Genomic DNA, 21532 nt, shown 5'->3' with positions numbered 1-21532 from the left:
AACACGGCGGCTAGGACCTGTCCCCTGCGCGAAGACCTTCGCGCGCTTCCGCAGCTGAGTGGACTCTCAGCGCCCCTCAGCGAGATCACAGCTCTGGCAGGGCACGCTCGTCGAGTCGTCCAGTCACGGGGGCCGAGGAGTTCGAATGAGAGCCGGGGCATTACGCGGGCCGCGCAGGTGGCCCTACGTTGCGGCGGGGTGGAGTGCGGCCTACGGGGTGGCCCACGTGTGGTGGCTGATGAACCCGGGATCACCCTCGGCTCCTCCCGAGGAGCCGTTCTCGCCCGGCCGGTGGGCGGCGGTGACGCTCGCCTTAACGGCCGCGGCGGTGTGCGCCCTGATCGCCACCGGGACCGCACAGCACTGGGCCGTGCCCGCGCGGTGGACGCTGGTGGCGCTGGCATGGGTGGCCGGGGCCGGGCTGATCGTCTATTCGTACATGCTCCCCATCAGTCTCGTCACCATGCTCTTCGGCCAGATCGACCACTGGGGAAGTCTGCTGACCCGCGCGGCCGGAGCGGCGGCGGGCGTACTGACGCTGGCGTGCGCCGTCGCCGAGCAGCGCAGGGTCCGGCGGGCCTGCGTCCACTGCGGCCGGGTGCACGGCCGTTCGCCGGAGCGGCGCACTGACCCCACACCGCGCTGGGCCTACCTCGCCGCTTACGTCGCGCTCGGCGGGTGCACGGCTCGGGTGACCGCGCTGGTGCTCGACTCCGTCACGGCGCACGAGCCGCTGCCGTTCATGGACGGTTCGCCTTTCGCGGTCTTCGTCATCCTGATGATCCTGGCGGGCACCCTCCTGCCGCTGGCGTTGGTCCACCGGTTCGGCCGCATCTGGCCGCGGTGGGTGGTTCCGCTGGCAGGGCGTGATGTGCCGCGATGGCTGGTGCTCGGACCCGCCTTGTTCGTCGGCGCCGGCCTGGCCGGCTACTTCGGCGTGGCCGGGATGACGGCATGGATTCTTGGCAAGGGCAACCTCGCCCAGGCCCCGGTCTGGAAGGTGTCGATGGAGATGTTCGGCTACACACTGTGGGGCCTGGGCCTGCTCGCCGCCGCCATGTCCTACCACGGTGCGACCAGGCGACCTTGCCCTTTTCCCGCAGGTCGTCATAGTGGCGCTCGGCTCTCATGACAGGCGCGAAGCGAGCAATGAGGGCATTTGAGGTGCGGTTCAGCGCGACGTAAATGATGACGCCGCTGCGGAAGCCGGCGGGCGGGCAGGAGCGCCTTCACCAGCTGGTGAAGGCGCCTCGCGGTCGACCAGCGGGAGGAAACCGCGTTCGTCAGCCAGGTGGCCGCCCCGCCGGACCGCGGCTGATCGCCACACCCGCCATCATCAGCACCCCAGCCCGGTTGACGTTGTTCCAGTCGGATCCGATCCGGCCCCTGTGCTCGGTACGGATGTCCCGGTGAGCTGGGCGTGGAGCCGCTTGCACTCGTGGACGAAGCGGATCGTCCGGCGGCTCTTCGCGAACTCGGCGATGACCGGGATCTCCCCGCGCGCACCCGTCCACCGGGCCACGTCGGTGGCGAAGGCGACCAGTTCGGCCTGGGGGACGGTGATGCGGCGGCCTTCGCCGAGCAACCCGGGCAGCATGGCGCGCAGCATGCGCCACACCTCGTGGTGGCCGCCTGCCTCGGCCAGGTCGGTCAGGGCCGTGACGACGGGCCGGGTCTCCAGCCAGGTGTTGCGGATCAGCAGCGCGAGCTGCCGGCCCATCGTCTCGGCGGGCAGGTCGCCCCGCGCGGCCATGCGCAGGACCAGCGGGATCGTCTGGGACGGCTCCGCGCCGAGCAGATAGGCGACGATCGTCGCCGTCGCCTCGCCCAGGAGGCCGTCGGCGGCGACCATGCGGGAGACCTCGCGCTGGCCCACGCACGGGCTCCAGTAGGTGCGGAGCGTGAAGGGCAGGAAGTTGACCGCCACGACCTCCCGGTGGGAGGGCACCATCGTGGGCCAGGCGCCCATCGCCCCGCCCTTCTCGTCGTCGGTCCACTCGAACGGCTGCCGCAGGGCCACCTCGTCGATGAGCCGGACACCGGTGGGCGTGGCCTTGAGCACGGGCGTCAGCCGGCCCCCGCCGGCCTCGGCCGTCTGCGGCCAGGTGGCGCCGCACTCCGGGTCGGGCATGCCCTCCCCCGCCAGCCAGGCGGCGACCTGCCGGGCGGCGGCCGATCCGATCGCGGCGGCGCGGGCGGCTTCGGCCGGGTGGTCGCCCCTCGGGAGTCGCAGCAGCGCCTGGGCCAGGTCGGCCTCCAGTGGCTCGCGGCCCGCGGCGGCGCAGCTTTCCAGGCGGTCGACCAGCACGGCGGGGTCGAGGTGGCCGCGCAGCCAGGTCGGGGTGGCCAGCAGCACGGGCGGTAGCGTGCCGGCGCGGAGGGCGTCGAGGATCTCGGCGTAACGGTGCAGCAGGAAGTCGTGGAGCGGGGAGATCATGTTCGGGTGGGGCAGCAGGTGCTGCCGCCGCCATTCCTCGGCCTCGGGGAGCGGGTCGGGCTGGAAGGAGCGCTGCCGGGCCGGGAAGTACATCACCGTCACCGCCACGCACGGCTCGTCGTCGCCCGGCGGGGGCACCGGGCCGCCCGCGCGCATCGCCTCGATCCGGGCGGGGTGGACGCCGAGTTCCGCCATCCGTTCGTAGACGCCGTCCAGGGTGAAGTCGGGCATCGCCTCCCCGACGTCGGCGTGCCTCTCTTCGTCGTCGTGGAACCGGTTCCACCGCATTTCGGCGGCCCTGGCGACCGCTTCGTCGACGGGTGCTCCGGTGAGGGAGACCCAGCCGTTCCGGTAGGGAACCTGCTCGCCGTTCTCGCGGGCCTCGGCCGTGGACGGGCCCTCGTCGCTCGTCCAGGTGATGGCGATGGACCGCACGGGGGCGTCGTCGTCGAGATAGTGGCCCCGCTCCGGGTGTCCGAAGCTGATGGTGATCCCCCGGTAGGTCTGTTCCGGCGGCGCGATCTCCGCACCCCGTGTCACGGCGAGCACCTGCGTCGAGTAGCTCTCGCCCTCCCAGAACCGCTCCGGCCCGAGCGGCGGCAGGACCGGCACGCTGCCAGGGGAGACCAGCTCGGCGGCGAGGGTCGTCTGCCATGCGTCGGGGCTGGTGCGCCGGGCGTCGACCTGCCGGTAGTAGGACTGCTGCTCGACGTAGGGCGTGAGCTCTCGGCGCAGTTCCGCCCGGTCGGCGTGGATGCCGGCGACGAAGGCGGCCAGCCAGCGCTCCAGGCGGATCCACTCGTCGAGGCCGGAGGGGACGATCGACGGCTCGGGGAACGGCTCGGGCTCGGGCGGTTCCGGGAGCGGCGGGAACTCCTTGCGCTCCAGCAGGTCCTCGACCGGCACCTCCCCGCCGAACCGTGTCGCCAGCGCGGCGCCGAGCCCGGCGGGCAGTTCGGGGATCGCCCCCAGGAACGCCTCGGCGTGAGCCATGAACAGGCCGGCGTGCTTCAGGGTCAGTTCGGCCGCGCGGTTGCGCACGTCGAAGGACGTGTGGGCGTACGCCATGGTCAGCGCCGTGACGAAATCCCCCGCGTGCTCCGGGGTGGCCCGGATCGTCTGGTCGGTCCAGCGCAGGCCCACAGCGGCGAGCTTGGCCTCGGGGCGGAAGGTCAGCGCCTCCACCGCCTCCACCAGGTCGGCGTGGTCGAGCGGCAGCGCCCGCCGGACCTGCGCGGCGGCCAGTTCGGCGACCGGGCCCGGAGCCGACGGCAGCAGGCGCAGGTAGTCGCGCACGCGGGGCGCCGATTCGGCGGGCGTGGGGTCGAGAATCGTGTGCAGCCGGACGAAGAACCGCAGGTCCTGCGGGTCGCCGCCGCGCAGGAAACGGCTCACGCACCCGTCGAGCGCCTGCTCCCTGGGCAGCTCGCGAACGGCGGTGGCCAGCCAGTGGGTCGGCTCGGGCTCCAGCCGCTCGTCCCGGAGGGCTCGGCCCGCGCCGTCGGCGTCGAAGATCCGGGGCAGCAGAACGGGGGTCAGCGGGTCGTCGGCGACGCCGGGCTCGGACAACCACGCGGCGACCAGCGGATCATGCTCGGGCGGCGCCACGCCGGACGCGCGCAGCAGCGCCACGGCCAGCGGCGCGATGCGGTCACCGGGCCGCCGGATCCGCTGGGCCAGCCGGACGGCGACGTCGCGCCGCCACTCCGGCGGCCGGGTGGCCACGACCCGGCACACCAGGGCGACGTCGATGGGGGCGGCCCAGCGGCGGGTGACGTCGCGGCCGGTCATCCACGTCACGGCGGCGGCCGGGCCGGTGATGACGCCGGCCCCGGTCAGCAGCAGCATGGTGGCGTCGAGCGGCTCGTCCGGGAGGCGCACCTTCTTGACCAGGCCGGGCAGCTGCCCGGTCAACTCGGCGCGCTCCTCCTCGGTGAGGGTGACCAGCCGGTCGGCCAGCCGGGTGATCGACCTGTCGGTGAGCAGGTGGGAGATCTCCGCCAGAAGGCTCATCGGGAGACCTCCACGGCGGCGCGGGCGGCGATGCGGGCGGCGAGCACGTGTTTGCACGGCCCGCGGGAGCCGCGATGATCCCACCACCACTCGCAGGTGCAGGAGCCGTCGGTCAGCGAGACCCGCCGGGTTCCGCCCGAGGTGGTGACGCTGGCCAGCTCGCCTTCGAGCCGCACGGCGCCCGCCTCGACCAGCGTGCGCGCCTTGGCCAGCCGAGGGTTGAGCAGGAGCACGTTGTCCTTGTCGTAGGGCAGCTCGCGGTGGAAGTGGGCGGCCTCCGCCAGGTCGTAGCCGACCCGTCCGGCGACGCCGAGCTGGGTCAGCGCGGCCCGCACCCGGTCGGCGGGGATGCCCGCACGGTCGGCCAGCAGGCCGATCTCGACCTCGGGCTCGAAGTTGAGCAGCATGCCCACCACGTCGGCGTCGTTCTCGGCCTCGTCGGTGGCCAGGTCGTCGAGGACCGCGCCTTCGCCGGAGAAGCCGCGCCAGCGTTCGGGGGACAACACGAGCGTGTAGCGCATTCCGGGCAACTCCAGCTCCCAGGCGCTGGAGGCGGCGTCGCCCGGGCCGTACACACGAAGGGTCTTCGCGAAGCGCAGGAGCGGCAGGAGCGTGCCGAGCCGGTTGGGAGCGGCGAGCCGCACCGAGCCCGGGACCTGACGGTCGGAGACCCTCAGCTCACGCCCCGCCTGGGTCGCCCACAACGTGCCCTTCTTCGGCAGCCCGCGCAGGAACCGCACCGCCGCCAGGCCCGCCAGTTCGCCGCGCTGGTCCATGCCCGAGGCGATGACCTGCACCTCGGCGAAGCCGCGCAACCAGCGTTCGGGCAGCGGCACCTTCTTCTCCACCACCGCGCCGTCCATCGTCGTCACGACCAGCTCGTCGAGCCCGACCCCCAGGTGCAGCGGATCACGCGCGCCGACACGCGCCAGCGCCTCCCGCAACGGCGCGTTCACGTCGACGTTGGTGGTCCCGCGATCGAACACCTCGCCGTCGAGCGCGCCGCCCAGCAGGTCGAGCCGGGCGTAGACCCCGCCGCAGGCCGAGAACGACTCGAACCGCAACCGGTCTCCGTTGCACGTCACCACCGGGTCGCGCACCCAGCTCCGCGCCTGCGGCTGGTGGTAGCGCGCCAGCGCCACATCGGCGACACCGAGCAGCGCCGCCGCGGCGGGCGCCGCCTGGGTCACCACGCCGCTGAAGAACCGGGGCGCCACGGACGGCCCGGTCAGGGCCCGGCCGCCGGAGGTCGCCAATCCGAGGCGGCCGTCGACAAGAGAGGAGGGCGCGGCGTACGTGTACGCCTGCGTCGCTGAAGTCATGGCCGGGACAATAGATCTCCCCACCGACAAACGAGAGACCCTCCGTGCTGATCACCCGATTGAGCGCCCGGCAGCTCCCGGACTCCTGGTGCGCCGCCCTGCCCGCGGTCCGCCACCTCGCCGACCGGGGCCTGCCGCTGACCGCCCCTGTCACCTTCCTCGTCGGCGAGAACGGGTCGGGCAAGTCCACGATCATGGAGGCGATCGCGGACGTTAGCAAGATCAACTCAGAAGGCGGCAAGGCGGGCACGAAATACGCCAGCACCGGCCCCGCCACCCCGCTCGGTGAGGTCCTGGACGCCGAACTCACCGTCGCCGGCGGCCGCCTGCTGCACGGCCCCCGCCTGAAACGGCGCGCGTTCTTCTTCCGGGCCGAAACGCTCTTCAACCTCGCCCGGGGCGTCATCACCAAAGAGGGAAAGGGCTTCTGGGAGGACGACCTCACCACGCAGTCCCACGGCGAGGGATTCTTCACCGTCCTGGCCTACATGGCCGACGGCCCGGGTCTCTATCTCATGGACGAGCCGGAGGCCGCCCTCTCCTTCCACTCCTGCCTGCGTCTGGCCGCGTTGATGCACCGGGTCGCGGGCGAGGGCGGCCAGATCATCTGCGCCACCCACTCGCCGATTCTCACGAGCCTGCCCGGAGCCCAGATCATCGAGCTGGGCGACCACGGCTGCCGCGTGACAGAGTGGGCCGAGCTCCCCCTGGTCGACGACTGGCGGCGCTTCCTCGCGCGACCCGAGCTGTACATGCGGCACATCGTCGATCGGGAGATCTGAGGCCGGCGCTTCGCCGGACCTTTCCGTGCGCGGGCTCTCCCTCGTCCGGGGTGATACCTGACCGCTGTCCACTGAGCTCATCGGGCGCATTGGGCGATCCAGCGGGCGGGCGTCCTCTGGCGCATCTATTCGGGGGTGATTCCCAGCAGCCCCTGCGATGAAAACCAGTCGCGGTCGAGAAACCGCCCACTGACTCTTCCCAGGACACATAGATACTCTTCCAGCTGCCCTTCCAGTGAAGTGATGTCATATGTCAGATCCTCCCAGTGAATGCGATATTCTTCCTCATCGTAGATGGTTCCGCCCCATACACCATCGTGAATGTAGGAGAGTTCATCGATTTCTCCTATGCCGTAGACGCATGAGACATCGAAAACGCGCTGGCCGCCCACGCTGAGGGCCTCCGGAGATGACCTGAATCCATTGAGATAAAGAACCAGGGACCAGCCGGGAGCAAGGCGGGTGATCCAAGCCCGCTGCGACCCCTCGGACTTGGAACCGTAGAATTCCATGGCAGCCTGAAAGTCGCACACGACCGTCGTCTCCGCTTCGATGCCTAACCGCCGGGCCACCTCGCCGACGTCTTCGATGCTGACCCATTGGGCCATGAAGAAGCTGTGCAGTCCATGTTCAAGCAGGAGACTCTGTTGGTTTTCGGCAGGAAGGGCATTCATAGTGATATCCAGATTCTGTACGACGACGGTGAGAGGAAAATGGGCGAGAAGTATGGCAATGCCACTCCTCGCCCACCTCCCAGGATGGACTCTCTGGCGAATCCTAAGATTCGATGAGCACCCAGAATTTAGTGCCTCGTCCTACTCGAAATTGTGTGTAGAACGTTTCGAGCGTCGTCCCGTGCAAGCTGTTCTGCCGGGCATTCACAGCTTTCAGGGAAAAATTCCCTTGAGCATAAGCGGCTCCCTGGAGGGTCGACGCGAACGGGTACTCGTCGCAGGAGTTACCCATTCCCCCGGGTAGCTTGTCCGCCGTGTTCGGTGCGCGATACTTCTCCGGCATATAGTATTTGCAGTAGTTTATGGTCCAGGCGCGGCGCTCACGCTCTTTCTCGCGGATATTGTATTCAAGCTCGGTCGCCGGCGGGACCGATAGGGACGGCGGGAGAAGCCAGTGCATTTCCTGTGTCGTCCCCACATCCATATGCAGTTCTCTCCTGGAGAAATAATTTCTGTTGTAGTCATAGGTCGGGATTGTGCCTTCAGCGTTGGCCTCGGTCTTGGTTATGCCACGGGTTAGCGGCTTCCCTGCCGGGTTGTTGGCGCCAGGCGCTCCCCAGTTGCCGGGGATTTGCTTGTTCTGCCCGCCTACTGGGCCAAATCTGCTGGGCGGATGACTTGGATCACCCCAATTGTGGCCCGGCCGAAGCGGCGGAAAAGTCTGAGAGTTGCTGGGGTTGAGCGCTGCCTCGATATGCTCGATGACCTCGATGAATCTCGCGTCCCTGGACTTCGACATAACGAATACGCGCTTGGATCGAGTGTTGACACAGCCGCCGGTGCGGTCCGGGACATCGTCATTACCGGCACCAAAGGTCTTCCTGTCGCACCGGAAATTCGGCACCCATGTGAAATCATAGGGTTCTTCGCTGCCGTGGCGCCGCACGCCAATCGTCAGGCCGTCCTCGTCCTTGACCTCTTGGCTCCAGAGATTGAGGACCGTTATTCCGTCGTCTGTATGAAGCAGCAGGCTTGGCGTGAATGAACAGATCATTGTGCTGTTGGAGGGGACTGAGGCGCTGATAAGGAACATCGCGTCAGGCGTGGAATGCCATTCCGAAACATCCTTGTGCTTTGTTTCGTCATCAGGGTCACAGTCGCCGTTACTGCCACTCCGGGCGCCGGTCAGCAGCCCCGCCGTGATGGGCAGGCCGCCCATCCTGTTCCCTGAGAACTTAACCTCTCCGCCGTCACTGTCATCGACAACCGCGAAGTCATCGAGGCGGAGAAACATTTTCATGGTGGTTGGCTTCAGGCCGCTTCCCGCGCCGTTGACCACGCTGTTGCCGGTCTTGTCGCCCAGGTAGCTATGAATAACCCATGTGGCGCGGAAGCGAAAGGCGTCGTCGTCATCGAATAGCTCCTCGACTTCCTCCCCCACATGTTCGGCGAACATTGCGAAGACGTGGCTCCTCCTGTTTGCCTTCTTCATCTTGCCTGTCTCAGGATCGTATTCGTAGTCCTGGAGGTAGAGGTAGGCGGACCAGCATGAGCTGTAAGGCAGCTCCTCGATGCGAGCGTCATATTCGGCATAGTCAGTTCCGCGCGGGCTGACCCTGCAGTCCTCCAGGCTGGAGTGCTCATAATCGAAGGTGCCGCCGGCAGCCGCGGCCGCAGTCCGATCCGCGGCCGCTCCGGCCTGGGAGGGCTGGGAGTTTTCGGCCGATGCCCGGGACAATGTCGACGCAGTTGTCCTTTGCTCCGGTTCCGCCTGGGCCTGCAGCCCGGCCGGTGCAGGACCGCCCAGGGTGAGGGTCCAGGAGTCGATTTTTCCGGTGTCGCCGCCGGCGTTGTCGTTGACGCGGAGTTTCCAGGTGCCGTTGATCGGCTCACTGGACAGGTTGACGGTATAGGTCTGATCGATGTTGTCCGTGTCGCTGCCCGTGTGGCTGTGCAGGGGGTAGGTGCTGCCGTCGGGTGCGACCAGGTCGACTTGGAGGTCGCCGATGTAGGTGTGGGCGATATGCACCTCCACGGTGGAGGTGGTCGAGGCGTTACCGGAGTGGCCCGACATCGTGATGGGGGATTCCACCGTGGCATTGTCGGCGATGGGATAGTCAGTCCCATTGGTGCCGATGGGATTGCCGACGGTGGTGAACGACCAGCTGTGCGGGGCCATGGTGTTGCCTGCGGCGTCCTTGGCCGCGCTCACGGCCACCGTGTACTTGGTGGCCGGGGTCCATGCCTGCGCGGGGGTGAAAGTCAGCACCTTGTTCTCGGCGTCCATCACGGCGTTACCCGCAACCGGCGCATCCGCCGGATTTTTCACCGCAGCCTGCGCCGCCGACACCGGTTCGCTGAACGTATCCCTTGGCCTCGAAATCTTTCGCCAGACCTCGGAAGCTCCGGCCCCCGCGCAGCAGCGTGAACAACTCGACGATGAGTTTCCCGGTCGGCTCGTCGTAGACCGGGCGCAACCCCGCCGGGCATACCCCGTGTGGCCGGCCTTCGGCGGCGTCGGCGGCCATGTCCCGCCGGATCCGCTGGGCGATCTTCGCCGACTCATGTTCGGAGTCGTCGGCGTCATCGATCAGCTCCCGACGATCACGCGGCGTCAGCACTGTGGTGGGGAGGGAGCGTAAACGGGCAGGCGCAGCACGAATCGGGCGCCGCGGACGCTGTCTTCGACGGTCAGGGTGCCGCCGTGTGCTTCGGCGAGCTGGCGGGCGATCGGCAGCCCCAGCCCGGTGCCGCCCGGGTCTCTGGCGCGGGAGGCCTCCAGGCGGGTGAACCGCTGGAAGACGGCCTCTCGCTGCTCGATGGCGATGCCCTCGCCGTCGTCGCTCACCTCCAGCACCGCCTGGCCGGCCTCCAGGGTCAGGGTCACCGTTACGGCGGAGGCGGCGTGTCGTTCGGCGTTGTCGATCAGGTTGTTCAGCAGCCGGGACAACTCGATGCGCGACCCCTCCACCGTCACGCCGGGGGTGAGGCGTCGGCGCAGCTCGGCCTTGGCCGCACGGCGATCGAGTTCCCCGGCCACCAGGCCGGTCAGGTCGACCGGCTCGTGCCGGGCGGTGACGCCGGCGTCCAGCCGGGCCACCTGCAGCAGGTCGCCGATCAGGGCCTGCATGCGGTCCACGCTGTCCAGCAGCGCCTCACCCGTCCGCGGCCAGTCGGCCTCGCGCGGCTCGATCAGGGCCTCCTCGATCCGGGTGCGGATGGCGGTCAGGGGGCTGCGCAGGTCGTGGGAGGCGTCGGAGGCGAAGCGGAGTTGCCGTTCCACCGCCGCCTGGGCGCGGTCCAGGGTCCGGTTCGCGGTCTGGGCGAGGTCGCGCAGCTCATCGCGGTACTTCGGGACCGGCACCCGGTGCCGCAGGTCGCTGGAGGTGATCTGCGCGAGGGTGTGGGTGATGGAGCACACCGGCTGGAGGGTCTTGCCGACGATCCGGTGGCTGCCCACCGCGGCCGCCGCGACCAGCAGCACCCAGCTGGTGGCGAGCGGCACGATCAGCTGCGGACTGACGTACCAGGGAACGGCCGGGACGGCCACGTCGAGCTGCCAGAGGCCGTCGGCCCGGTGGACGGGGTAGGCGAGTCCGATCACGCACCGGCCGGCGAACGTGGGGGCGTCACAGGTCGTGGTGGTGGCGTAGGCGTCGGGATCCGGGCGCAGGTTCGTCATCGGCGGCCGGCCTGCCATGCCGGGCGTGGCCGCGACGACGGCTCCGGCCGGGTCGAACACCTGGACCGCCTGTCCCGGATTCTTCTCGTGCAGATCGGGAACGCTCCGGCGCAACTGGGCGCCCAAATTGATGGCGTTGGTGAAGAGTTGTTCGGTCCGGTGGTCGATCGCCGTCTGCCGGACCATGAGCACGATGAACACCGCCATGGCGGTGCACAACAGGGCCATCACGGCAGCGGCCATCACGGCCAGGCGAGTCCGGATCGAGCGCCGATGCCACCAGCTCACGTTGATCACCCCTTCCCAGAAGGGTCCCCTTATCGATCCTTGCCGGTTTCCAGAAGAAAACCACCAAAGAATGACAAATCGGGCACAGCTGGCAGGCCGGGCGGCCGTCTGCGGGAGACATGTAGAAAACGGGCCGCCGGCTCCGACTCATGGGTGAAGCCCGACCAAAGGAGCCCGCTCATGTCCGCGGTACGTGTCCACAACCTCTCGATCTCGCTGGACGGTTTCGCCACCGGCGACGGCCCGACCCCTGACGCGCCGTTCGGGCACGCCGGGGAGCGGCTGCACGAGTGGATGTTCGCCACCCGGTTCTGGCACGAGATGCACGGTGACGCCGGCGGCGCCGCGGGAGCCGATCACGTGTTCGCGGTGCGGCACGGTCAGGGCATCGGCGCCGAGATCATGGGCGCGGGCAAGTTCGGGCCGCCCGGCTGGCAGGACGACCCCTCCTGGCGGGGCTGGTGGGGCGACACCCCGCCGTTCCGGACGCCCGTCCTCGTCCTCACCCACCGGCCGAGGCCGTCGATCGAGATGGGCGGCGGCACCACCTACCACTTCCTGGACGCCTCCCCCGCCGAGGCGCTCGCGCGGGCCCGTGAGGCGGCCGGCGGCCTGGACGTGCGGGTCGGCGGCGGGCCCACGGTGGTGCGCGACTTCCTCGCCGAAGGGCTGGTCGATCACCTGCACCTGGTGCAGGCGCCGATCGTGCTCGGCCGTGGGGTCCGGCTCTGGGACGGGCTGGAGGCGCTGGAGAAGACGTACACGATCGAGGTGGTTTCGACGCCCTCAGGTGTCACGCACCTGACCTTCACCCGGGGTTGAGCCGCTCCGCTGATCGCCTGCCGCATTACCTGCGGCGTAATCGCGGCTCCGCGCGACGGCTGACATCTTTCGAGGTGTCAGCACCGACCCCCACGCCGAAGGAGCCCGCGATGAGCGCCGCGACCGCAACCACCGACCACACCAAGCTACTCCGCTGGGCGCTCATGGCCGACGCCGTGGTCACCGGGGGCAACGGCCTGGTCTACCTCGTCTTCGCCGCCCCGGTGAGCGACCTGCTCGGCCCGGAGGCCGGCCTGCTCCGGGGCATCGGCGCCTTCCTGCTCGTGTACGGCCTCGCCGTCGGCCTGCTGTCCACCCGCCGCCCGATCAGCCCGGCCGCCGCCAAAGCCGTCATCGCCCTGAACCTCGTCTGGTCCCTGGGCAGCGTCGCCGCCGTGGTCGCCGGGGCCCTCTCCTTCACCACGATCGGGGCCGTCTGGGCCGTCGCCCAGGCCGTGGTGGTCGCGGGCTTCGCCGCGATCCAGGTCGCCGGGCTGCGAATGTCGTAGACACCGCCGTTCGAAGAAGAGGGAATTTCGAAACGATATCGATGCCGATCTCGCGCATAACGCCGATTGAGAACGGCGCCGCGGGAGTGGCCTATCCGTGCCAAGCTCCACACGCGATCTTGACGGGTGATCATCACCGAAAGGAGGATCGCTGTCATCAGACCTCATGAACGGAGCTCGAAATGCGAATGAAGGGCACCCGGGTCCTGTCCATCGCGGCCGCGGCGATCACCGTGGTCGGGACGCCCGTCGCGGTCGTCACGCCCAGCGCGGCGGCTGCAAAGGTGCAGGGCACCCAGGTCATGGCGGGATGCACGAACTGGACGCCGCACATCCGGCGAGTCAGGGTCGCCAGCACCAAGGTCCACAGCAGCTACTCCTCGAAATCCAGCGTGAAGGCCACCTGGAAATACCGTCAGCTTTTCCGCGTGAACAAGCGCTGCGTGAACAGCGCCGGAAATCTGTGGTGGCATTCGGACTGCTGCGCCGGTGTCACCGGATATGTATGGAACGACCACACGGAAATCTCCGGGACCGGGTGGACCTGATCGAATTCGCCTGGCGTTTCCGCGGCCGTGTGTAGCAGCCGCGGAATTCGCCGCATATTCGAATGTGAATCGGCTGCCCTCGTCCACGCGAACAGGCTCACCAGCTGTCCTGGTGCCGTCCTCCAGCCGGTGCCGGCGGTCCCAGACGGTTAGGCGTCGCGGCGCAGCGTGAACCAGAAGGTCGGGACCGAGTTGGTGCCCGGTGTGACGTCGATCAGTTCCCAGCCGGGGAACCTGGCGCGGAGCTCGTCGGCCGTGACGCCCGCCGCCCACGACGTGATCTCGGTGGTCGAGCTGCCGAGCGGCTCGGGGCCGTACCCGAACATCAGCAACCGTGCTCCGGGAGCGGCGCGGTGGGTGAGCCCGGCGGCGTAGGCGTCGCGGCGGTGCAGGGGGATCCCGCAGTAACAGCTCAGGTCGAAGAAGAGGTCGAAGGGGCCCGGCACGTCCAGTTCGTCGAGGCGGGTGGCGTCTCCGTGCAACAGCCGGACTGCGACTCCCGCCTTGGCAGCCTTCTGCCTGGCCTGGTCGAGGGCACGGTCGATCAGGTCGACGGCCGCCACTTCCCAGCCGTGTTGTGCGAGGTAGACGGCGTTGGTCCCCGTGCCGCAGCCGAGTTCGAGGGCGCGGCCCGGCGGCAGCGCAGCGTGCCCCTCTACCAGGGCGATCAGCTCGGGCGGCGTCACGCCGGTGTCCCACGGCGCCTTGCCGGCGCGGTAGTAGCCCTCCAGCGCGCGGCGGACGGCCTCCTCCTCCGGGTCTCGCCGCGCTGAGGCCAGGTCGGGTTCCGGCTTCTGAGGCTGGTCCATCGTCTCCTCCAAGAATCTAGAGTCAAACTCTAGTGACGTACTCTAGAGATAGACTCGCAACATGGACGATGTCAAGCGGCCGGACAAGCGAGCCGAGCGCTCACGCCGCACGCGGGAAAAGGTGGTCGAGGCGGCCCGCGAGCTGTTCATCGCGCACGGTTACGGGGCGACGAGCCTGCAGGAGGTCGCGGACCGGGCGGGCGTGGCCGTCCAGACGGTCTACTTCGTCTTCCGCAACAAGCGCACGCTGTTCAAGGACGTCGTCGACACGTCCATCGCCGGCGACACCGAGCCGGTCGCCACCATGGATCGTGAGTGGTTTCGCGCCGCGTGCGCCGAGCCCACCGCAGCCGGGCAACTGCGCGCGCACGTCCACGGCACCCGCGAGATCCTGGGCCGGGTCGCCCCGATCATGCCGCTGATCGCGGCCGCCGCGGCCACCGACCCCGAGATCGCCGCGCAGTGGCCGGACGGCCCCGACCCGCGTTACACCGTGCACCACGCAGCGGCCGAAGCCCTGGCCCGCAAGCCCGACACCCGTCCCGGCCTCTCCGTCGAGATGGCGGCGGACCTGCTGTTCGGCCTGCTCAGCCCACAGCTCTACCTGATCTTCGTCCGCGACCGCGGCTGGTCACCGGACACGTGGGAAGAGTGGGCCCGCACCGCCTTGACCTCTCAACTCTGCGCCGACCCCGGCTGAGCGGACGGACGTCATGACGGTCCTCCAACCCGTCCAGCGTGTCGGCCACGATCGGCTCGCGTTGCGGTTCGGCCGGGACCGCCAGCAGGCCGAACATCGCGCGGCAGGCTGCCGCAACGCATGACGGCACATGACCACGGCCGCCGAAACCGTGACCTCACCATGACCCGCGGCACTTATCCGTAGCAGCCGCCCCTCCTACCGTCGGAATCCCCTCGGTCAAGGAGTCCTTCCCATGCCCTCTCCCCTGCTCCGGTTCGGCGCCGTCTGCGGCGTCGTCATGGCCCTGTCCGTCGGCGTCCCCGGCGCCGTCGAGGCGTTCACCGGCGAGACGACGGTCACCAGCCTCGTCATCGGTCTCGGGGTCGCCTTCGGGCCGCCCGCGCTCACCGCCTTCCACCTGCGGCAGAGCGAGGTCGCCGGCCGGTTCGGCGCGGTCGCCTACGCCGTCAACATGATCGGGCTCACCCTCTTCTCCGGCATCGCCTTCGCGCTCAACCTGGTCGTCTTCTTCCTCGACGGCGCGGTGACGCGGGAGCTGCTCCAGGGGCCCACGAAGGTCGTCCTCCTCGGCGGGACGGCGGTGTTCGTGGTCGGCACTGTCCTGTTCTCGGCGGCGATGTTACGCGCGGGCGTCTTCCCCCGGGTGCCCGCCGCCGGGTACGGCGTCACGCTGACGGCGCTTGCGGTCGGCGCGTCGTTGCCGGACGGCGTGCTGACGAGCCTGCTGCACGTCCTGGTCGCCGTGACGCTCATCTGGTTGTCCCTATCGGTGCGGCGGTATGCGGAGCGACCGTAGTCTTTCGGGCATGGCCCTGTCCCGTCCGGTGCCGTGGGTGTCGCCGGTGCTCTACGGCGCGGTCGTCCTCGCGGGTCTGTACGCCTGGCTGGCCGGGGTGGGCGACACCCGGCCGGTGCCGTTCGTGGCGGGGCTGGCGGCGCTGGCCGTCCTCGACCGGTGGGAGCACCGGATCGGCCCCGTGGTGCTGCTGGCCCTGCGGGTGGGGTTGTGCACGCTGGTCGCGTCCGCCGACGGGGCCGGGTTGTCGCGGGTGTTGTTCGTGCTGGTGCCGTTCACGGCCTACTTCACGTTCGGGCGGACGGTCGCCGTGACGCTCGCCGTGGGGTGCGTCGCCGTCATGGCGGCGGCCGGGCTGGTCGGCGACCCGCACTGGCCCGCCGACGCCGGGCAGGTCTCCGACCTGCTGATGTTCTGCGTCGGGCTGGTCCTCGCGGTGACCATGGCGGCGGTGGCGGCCGAGGAGCGCCGGGCGCGGATGGAGCTGGCCGCTTCGGCGGCGGCGGTCGCCGAACTGTCGGCCACGGCCGAGCGCAACCGGGTGGCCAGGGACATCCACGACGATCTCGGGCACCACCTGACCGCGATCGTGGTGCTGCTGGAGAAGGCCGCCGCGTTCCGTGACCTCGACGCCGAGGCGGCCGACCGGGCGGTCGCCGACGCGCACGGCTCGGCGCGGCGGGCGCTGGAGGACGTGCGGCGCTCGGTGCGCACCCTGCGCGAGTCCTTCAGCCTCGAAGAGGCCCTGTCCGCCCTGGTCGACGGGCAGACGGATGTGGTCCTGGAGTTCTCCGGCGAGGAGGAGGGCCATGATCCGGCGGCGTTGCGGGCCCTCTACCGGGCGGCGCAGGAGGGCATCACGAACGCCCGGCGGCACGCCCGCGCCACGCGCGTGTCGATCGCAGCGTCGCTGGATTCGCGCGGCGCGGAGCTGGTGGTCAGCGACGACGGGCGCGGCTTCGTGCCCGGGAGCGAGGGGTACGGGCTGCTCGGCATGCGGGAACGGGTCGAGCTCGCCGGCGGCCGGGTCGACATCGGCGGCCCGCCCGGCGGGGGCACCCGGCTGACCGTCACCATCCCCCGGAGGAGCGCGCCGTGAGCGACGAGCCGGTGCGGGTGCTGGTCGTCGACGACCAGGGGCTGATCAGGGAGGCCATCGCCTCGCTGCTCGGCGTGCAGCCCGGCGTCACCGTGGTCGGCACGGCGGCCGACGGCCACGAGGCGGTCGAGCAGGCGGTCGCCATGCGGCCCGACGTCGTGCTGATGGACGTCCGGATGCCGCGCATGGACGGCGTGCGCGCGGTCGCCGCGCTCCGCGACCGCGCGCCGGAGGTCCGGGTGGTCATGCTGACGACGTTCGACGACGAGGAGTACGTCCTCGAGGCCCTGCGCGCGGGGGCCACCGGCTACCTGCTGAAAGACCTCCCGGCACGGGAACTGGCGGCGGCCGTGCGGCTCGCGCACGCCGGGGTCGCCCAGCTCGACCCGGGGGTCGCCGCCCGCCTGGTGGCGACCGGCGACGCCCGTGCCCCGCGGGCGCAAGTGCCGCTGACGGCGCGGGAGCTCGACGTGCTGCGGCTGGTGGCCGCCGGGGCGTCGAACCGGGAGATCGCCGACCGGCTCTACCTCAGCGAGGGCACGGTGAAGAACCACATCTCGCGCATCCTCCAGCGGCTCGGCCTGCGCGACCGCACGCAGGCGGCGGTCTACGCCCGCGACCACGGCCTGCTTCCCTAGACCAGGCCCCGCCGGCGGGCCTGGACGCCCGCCTGGAACCGGGTCTCGGCGTTGAGCTCGTCGAAGAGGTGGCGCAGCCGGCGGCGCAGGCTGCGCGGGCTGGTGCCGAACTGGCGGGCGATGGCGTCGTCCTTGAGCCCGGCCGCCAGCAGCGCCAGCAGCCGGCGGTCCTCCAGTTCGAGGTCCATGCGCTCCCCGTCCTCCTCCGGCGCGAGGTCGCCGACCGGCTCGGGCCCAGATACGGGCGGGGTCGCGGGCGGGGCGGCCTGCGGGTACATCGGCACCGCCTCGCGCCACATGCGCTCGAACAGCTCGACCAGGGCCACCACCATGGTGGATCCCCTGATCAGCACGCTGCGGCTCACCGGCTGGTGCAGGTGGAGGTGCAGCGGCATGATCGCCACCCGCTGGTCGGCGAGCAGCATCTTGAACGGCAGGCCGGGCAGCACCCGCGCCTCCTCGCCCACCTGGAGCATGGTGTCCAGCTGGTCGAGCGCGCCCTCGTGCTGGAAGGCCTCCGGCGCGTAGATGGTCCGGTAGCGGACGCCGTCGCGCAGGCGGTCGCTCTGGACGGGGTTGCGGTAGTCCAGCACGTACGGCGGGCGGTCGAAGGTGAGCACCTCGTCCTTGGCCTCCTGCTGCACCTGGCGGTACCACCGGGCGAGCACCTCGGGCCCGGCCAGCACCTCGAACTGGCCGATGTCGTCCGGATCCTGGCCGACGGCGCGGAAGGCGGTCTCCAGTTCGTCGGCCGTGTCGGTGATCCGGTCCAGTTCACCCTGCAGACCCCGGACGAGAGTACGGATCGCGGCCCCCGGGCTGGTCGCCGTCCACCGGGGCGAGCGGCCCCACAACCGGTTGATCAGGCCCTTGGCCTGGAGTCTCGTCAGCGAGGACTGGATGCGGCCCGAGCTCTCGCCGCTCCTGGCGACGAGCTCCTGCGCCGTGATGCCGGGAGAGGCCAGCACCGCCCGGTAGATCCGTTCGTCGAACGCGCTGATGCCCAGCACTTCAAGCATAGGGAGATCATGGCCATTTCCGGCGGCTGCCGCAATCGGTCACACGAGCACCATTGGCATCAGAGTTAACAGACAGTTAGAAATCTCGTCGTGCTACAGCGAACCATCCTCACCGGCGTTCTGATATCAGCGCTGGTAGCGGCCGCCGCCCCTGTCCAGGCGACCCCCGCCGCAGGCCCGGCCTCCCCCGAACCCGGACGGGTCCCCCCGAAGACGATCACCCTCATCACCGGGGACACGGTCACCCTCCGCCCGCTCCCCGACAAGCAGACCCAGCTGGACGTCACGCCCGGCCCCGGCCGGGAGAAGATCACCTTCGTGCACCGGCGCGGCCAGGACGGCCTCAGCGTCGTCCCGGTCGACGCGATGCCCCTGCTGGCCGAAGGCCGGCTCGACCCCCGGCTGTTCAACGTCACCCAGCTCACCGCGTTCGGCTACGACGACGACGCCAGCCCCGCCCTCCCCCTGATCGTCACCTACGGCGGTGACGTCTCCCGCCTGCGCGTCGCCGGCGGACGCCCGCTGACCGCGATCAACGCGATGGCCCAGCACGAGTCCCGCGCCGCCGCGGGCACCCTGTGGAAGTCGCTGACCGCCCAGGCCAGAACCGCCGCCGCGCCCGAGAAGATCTGGCTGGACGGCAAGGCCAAACTGTCGCTGGACGTCAGCGTCCCGCACATCGGCGCGCCCCAGGCGTGGGCGGCCGGGCACACCGGCAAGGACGTCAGCGTGGCCGTGCTCGACAGCGGCTACGACCCCGACCACCCCGACCTCAAGGGCCTGGTCGTGAAAACCGCCAACTTCACCTCCGAGCCCGACGTCCGCGACCTGAACGGGCACGGCACCCACGTCGCCTCCACCATCGCGGGCTCCGGCGCCGCCGCGGGCGGCACCCACAAGGGCGTCGCCCCCGGCGCGAAGCTCATGATCGGCAAGGTCTGCGAGCAGAGCGGCGACTGCCCCGACTCCGGCATCATCGAGGCCATGACCTGGGCGGCCGAGAACGGCGCCCGCGTCGCCAACCTCAGCCTCGGCAGCCCCGACGCGCCCGGCGACGACCCGCTGGAGCAGGCCGTCGACAACCTGACGGACACGTACGGCACGCTGTTCGTCGTCGCCTCCGGCAACTCCGGCCCGCAGTCGCTCGGCTCGCCCAGCAGCGCCGACCGCGCGTTGTCGGTCGGCGCCTCCCACCGCGACGCCGACGTCGTCGCCGACTTCAGCAGCACCGGCCCCCGTGTCGACGACGGCGCGGTCAAGCCCGACCTCATCGCCCCCGGCGTGGGCATCGTGGCGGCCCTGGCCGGAAGCGACTCCTACACCGCGATGAACGGCACCTCCATGGCCACCCCGCACGTCACGGGCGCGGCGGCCATCCTGGCCGGACTGCACCCCGACTGGAAGGCCGACCGCATCAAGGCCGCCCTCATGGCCTCCACCGCGCCCGGCGAGGAACTGGGCGCCTACGTCCAGGGCTCGGGCCGGGTGGACGTCGCCCGCGCCGTGACCCAGCAGGTCACCTCCGACCCCACCGCGCTGACCATGGGCGACTTCGAACTGCCCGCCTCACCCGCCAAGCGCACCCTCACCTACCGCAACGACGGCGACGCCGCCGTACGGCTGAACCTGAGCGTCGTCGCCAAGGACGGCCAGGGCGCCACGGTGACCCCGTTCACGCTCGGCGCCACCGCGGTGGAGGTGCCCGCGCACGGCACCGCGCAGGTCGAGGTGACCTCCGAGGCGTCCGCGATCGGCCGCTACAGCGGCACCGTCATCGCCAGCGGCGACGGGGTGTCGGTGCGTACCGGCATCGGCATGCGGGTCGAACCGGAGAAGCGGCGGGTCAAGCTGTCCTTCACCGGCTCGGACCGCAAGCCCGCCGCCGCCGCGTTCGCCGGCGTGATCGACATCGACGCCCGGGAGCAGACCAACTACGACGTGTCCGGCGGCACCCTGGACCTCAAACTGCAGAAGGGCCACCGCTACACGGTCGTCACGCTCATGCTCGACCACGACGGCACACTCGTGATGGCCGCCGACCCCGAGTTCACCCTCGACGCCGACCGCGTCATCGCCGCCGACGCCCGCGCGGCCCGGCCGGTGGACGTCCGGACCCAGGAGCCGACGGCCCGCCTGGCCATGGGCATGCTCGGCATGCTCCAGCTCGTCGAGGGCAAACAGCCCTTCGGCGTGGACGTCGACCTCGCCCGCGACGCCGACCGCGTCGAGGGCGTCAAGGCCATCCCGTCGGACCGCACGGCGAGCAAGAAGTTCGCCTACTACCGGTGGACCCAGTGGGCCAAGCCGAACGGCGACGGCTACGACGCCAGCCCGTACTGGTACCACCTGATGAAGGCCGAGCCCGGCATCCCCGCCGACCCCGGGTACCGCCCGCGCCGCCAGGACCTCGCCGAGGTCACCTCGACCTACGCCACCCAGCAGGACGGCAAGCACGGCGAACGCTTCGCCCTTCCGGTCCTGTACGGCGAGGAACTGGCGTGGATGCCCTACGGCTCGTTGTCCACGTTCCCGCTGCCGTTCCGCCGCACCGAGTACTACACGCCCGGCGAGACCGGCTGGTACCCCTCGTTCATCCAGTACAAGTCACTGGACGCCTGGGACAACATCGACCAGTTCTTCTTCGGCCAGACGACGACCTTCCGGGCCGGTCAGAAGAGCTCCGACCGCTGGAACACCGGCGTCTTCGCCGCCTCGCTGAACCCCGGGAACGACTCCTGGCGTGAGGACGACCTCATCCAGTTCGCCACCGGCCAGTTCGAGGACGCCGTCCCCGGACGCTACTCCTACGGCGACTACCAGAACCCCCGCGCAACCCTGTACCGCGACGGCAAGGAGATCTTCACCGCCGACTCCTACCTGCCCGGCACCGTCGAGGTGCCCACGGACGCCAAGGAGAGCCACTACCGCATCACCATGACGGCCGACCGCGCCGCGGCCATGACCCGGTTCTCCACCCGAGTCGACGCCGAGTGGACGTTCCGCTCCACGACCCCCGCGCCGGGCACCCGCCAGGTGCTGCCGCTGCTGGCCGTCAAGATCACCCCGCAGTTGGACGACCGCAACCGCGCCCCCGTCGGCCGGATGCGCATCCCGCTGACGCTCCAGCGCCAGGACGCCTCCCCCGGCCTCAAGGTGCACACGCCGACCGTCGAGATGTCCTATGACGACGGCCGCACCTGGCAGCCGACGAAGGTGCACGCCGCGGGCAGGAACGCCTGGGCCGCCGAGACCGACCACCCGGCCACCACACGCGGGCGCTTCGCCTCCCTGAGAGTGAAGGTCGCCGACGCCGGCGGCAACACCTTCGCCGAGACCGTCACCAGGGCCTACGAGATCCGCTGAACCCGGGAACCCCGCCGCCCCGCCCAGG

Annotated in this window: 18 protein-coding genes; 10 read left to right on the top strand and 8 right to left on the bottom strand. The window is 70.2% G+C overall.

Going from position 1 to position 21532, the window contains the following annotated elements:
* Nucleotides 1–145: 145 nt before the first annotated feature.
* Nucleotides 146–1132, top strand: a complete 987-nt coding sequence (locus GT755_RS29400; protein ID WP_161482832.1) for a hypothetical protein — start codon at nucleotides 146–148, stop codon at nucleotides 1130–1132.
* 204 nt (nucleotides 1133–1336) lie between these two features.
* Here GT755_RS29400 and GT755_RS29395 read toward each other — a convergent pair whose 3' ends face one another.
* Nucleotides 1337–4450: a DUF7824 domain-containing protein gene (locus GT755_RS29395; RefSeq protein ID WP_161482831.1), complete on the bottom strand. Its 3114-nt coding sequence runs from the start codon at nucleotides 4448–4450 to the stop codon at nucleotides 1337–1339.
* On the bottom strand, nucleotides 4447–5772 hold the full coding sequence (locus GT755_RS29390) for an SWIM zinc finger family protein (protein WP_161482830.1): 1326 nt from the start codon (nucleotides 5770–5772) through the stop codon (nucleotides 4447–4449). Before GT755_RS29390 ends, GT755_RS29395 begins: the two co-directional genes overlap by 4 nt.
* 44 nt (nucleotides 5773–5816) lie before the next feature.
* Here GT755_RS29390 and GT755_RS29385 point away from each other — a divergent pair, with 44 nt between their 5' ends.
* Entirely contained in the window at nucleotides 5817–6554 is a 738-nt protein-coding gene (locus tag GT755_RS29385) for an AAA family ATPase (RefSeq protein ID WP_161482829.1), read from the top strand.
* Nucleotides 6555–6679: 125 nt separating this feature from the next.
* Here the strand turns inward: GT755_RS29385 and GT755_RS29380 are convergent, their stop codons facing one another.
* The 4 genes from GT755_RS29380 to GT755_RS29370 form a co-directional block, all read right to left on the bottom strand.
* Nucleotides 6680–7228, bottom strand: coding sequence for a hypothetical protein (locus GT755_RS29380; RefSeq protein WP_161482828.1), 549 nt, complete (start codon nucleotides 7226–7228; stop codon nucleotides 6680–6682).
* Nucleotides 7229–7331: 103 nt separating this feature from the next.
* Nucleotides 7332–9578, bottom strand: a complete 2247-nt coding sequence (locus GT755_RS29375) for a proprotein convertase P-domain-containing protein (protein WP_202610658.1) — start codon at nucleotides 9576–9578, stop codon at nucleotides 7332–7334.
* A complete protein-coding gene (locus tag GT755_RS41365; protein ID WP_202610657.1) occupies nucleotides 9523–9849 on the bottom strand; it encodes a hypothetical protein in 327 nt (108 codons plus the stop codon). Before GT755_RS41365 ends, GT755_RS29375 begins: the two co-directional genes overlap by 56 nt.
* A complete protein-coding gene (locus GT755_RS29370; RefSeq protein ID WP_161482826.1) occupies nucleotides 9843–11198 on the bottom strand; it encodes a HAMP domain-containing sensor histidine kinase in 1356 nt (451 codons plus the stop codon). Before GT755_RS29370 ends, GT755_RS41365 begins: the two co-directional genes overlap by 7 nt.
* Nucleotides 11199–11378: 180 nt before the next feature.
* Between GT755_RS29370 and GT755_RS29365 the strand changes: the two genes are divergently transcribed.
* The 3 genes from GT755_RS29365 to GT755_RS29355 all read left to right on the top strand — a co-directional run bounded on the left by GT755_RS29365 (nucleotide 11379) and on the right by GT755_RS29355 (nucleotide 13077).
* The gene (locus GT755_RS29365) at nucleotides 11379–12020 is read left to right on the top strand and encodes a dihydrofolate reductase family protein (RefSeq protein WP_161482825.1); all 642 of its coding nucleotides are present in this window, start codon (nucleotides 11379–11381) and stop codon (nucleotides 12018–12020) included.
* Between the two features lie 110 nt (nucleotides 12021–12130).
* On the top strand, nucleotides 12131–12529 hold the full coding sequence (locus tag GT755_RS29360) for a hypothetical protein (RefSeq protein WP_161482824.1): 399 nt from the start codon (nucleotides 12131–12133) through the stop codon (nucleotides 12527–12529).
* Nucleotides 12530–12717: 188 nt separating this feature from the next.
* Nucleotides 12718–13077, top strand: a complete 360-nt coding sequence (locus GT755_RS29355) for a hypothetical protein (RefSeq protein ID WP_161482823.1) — start codon at nucleotides 12718–12720, stop codon at nucleotides 13075–13077.
* A gap of 149 nt (nucleotides 13078–13226) precedes the next feature.
* On the opposite strand, the gene GT755_RS29350 is transcribed toward GT755_RS29355, so the two are convergent.
* Nucleotides 13227–13886: a class I SAM-dependent methyltransferase gene (locus GT755_RS29350; RefSeq protein ID WP_161482822.1), complete on the bottom strand. Its 660-nt coding sequence runs from the start codon at nucleotides 13884–13886 to the stop codon at nucleotides 13227–13229.
* Nucleotides 13887–13947: 61 nt separating this feature from the next.
* Between GT755_RS29350 and GT755_RS29345 the strand changes: the two genes are divergently transcribed.
* From GT755_RS29345 to GT755_RS29330, 4 genes are all read left to right on the top strand, one after another.
* Entirely contained in the window at nucleotides 13948–14586 is a 639-nt protein-coding gene (locus GT755_RS29345; RefSeq protein WP_161482821.1) for a TetR/AcrR family transcriptional regulator, read from the top strand.
* Nucleotides 14587–14821: 235 nt separating this feature from the next.
* Nucleotides 14822–15385 carry a hypothetical protein gene (locus GT755_RS29340; RefSeq protein ID WP_161482820.1) on the top strand — a complete coding sequence of 188 codons (564 nt, stop codon included), beginning with the start codon at nucleotides 14822–14824 and terminating at the stop codon, nucleotides 15383–15385.
* Between the two features lie 10 nt (nucleotides 15386–15395).
* Entirely contained in the window at nucleotides 15396–16484 is a 1089-nt protein-coding gene (locus tag GT755_RS29335) for a sensor histidine kinase (protein WP_202610656.1), read from the top strand.
* Nucleotides 16481–17122 carry a response regulator gene (locus GT755_RS29330; protein WP_161482819.1) on the top strand — a complete coding sequence of 214 codons (642 nt, stop codon included), beginning with the start codon at nucleotides 16481–16483 and terminating at the stop codon, nucleotides 17120–17122. Before GT755_RS29335 ends, GT755_RS29330 begins: the two co-directional genes overlap by 4 nt.
* On the opposite strand, the gene GT755_RS29325 is transcribed toward GT755_RS29330, so the two are convergent.
* Nucleotides 17119–18141: a TrmB family transcriptional regulator gene (locus tag GT755_RS29325; RefSeq protein ID WP_161482818.1), complete on the bottom strand. Its 1023-nt coding sequence runs from the start codon at nucleotides 18139–18141 to the stop codon at nucleotides 17119–17121. The two genes, GT755_RS29330 and GT755_RS29325, sit on opposite strands and share 4 nt — an antisense overlap.
* 90 nt (nucleotides 18142–18231) lie before the next feature.
* On the opposite strand from GT755_RS29325, the gene GT755_RS29320 reads away from it, so the two are divergent.
* On the top strand, nucleotides 18232–21504 hold the full coding sequence (locus GT755_RS29320; protein ID WP_161482817.1) for a S8 family peptidase: 3273 nt from the start codon (nucleotides 18232–18234) through the stop codon (nucleotides 21502–21504).
* The last annotated feature ends 28 nt before the right edge of the window (nucleotides 21505–21532 follow it).

This window comes from Herbidospora solisilvae, assembly GCF_009901565.1.
Classification (GTDB): domain Bacteria; phylum Actinomycetota; class Actinomycetes; order Streptosporangiales; family Streptosporangiaceae; genus Herbidospora; species Herbidospora solisilvae.
The sequence above is the reverse complement of the archived record's forward strand: the minus strand, read 5'-3'. Positions and strand labels throughout refer to the sequence as shown.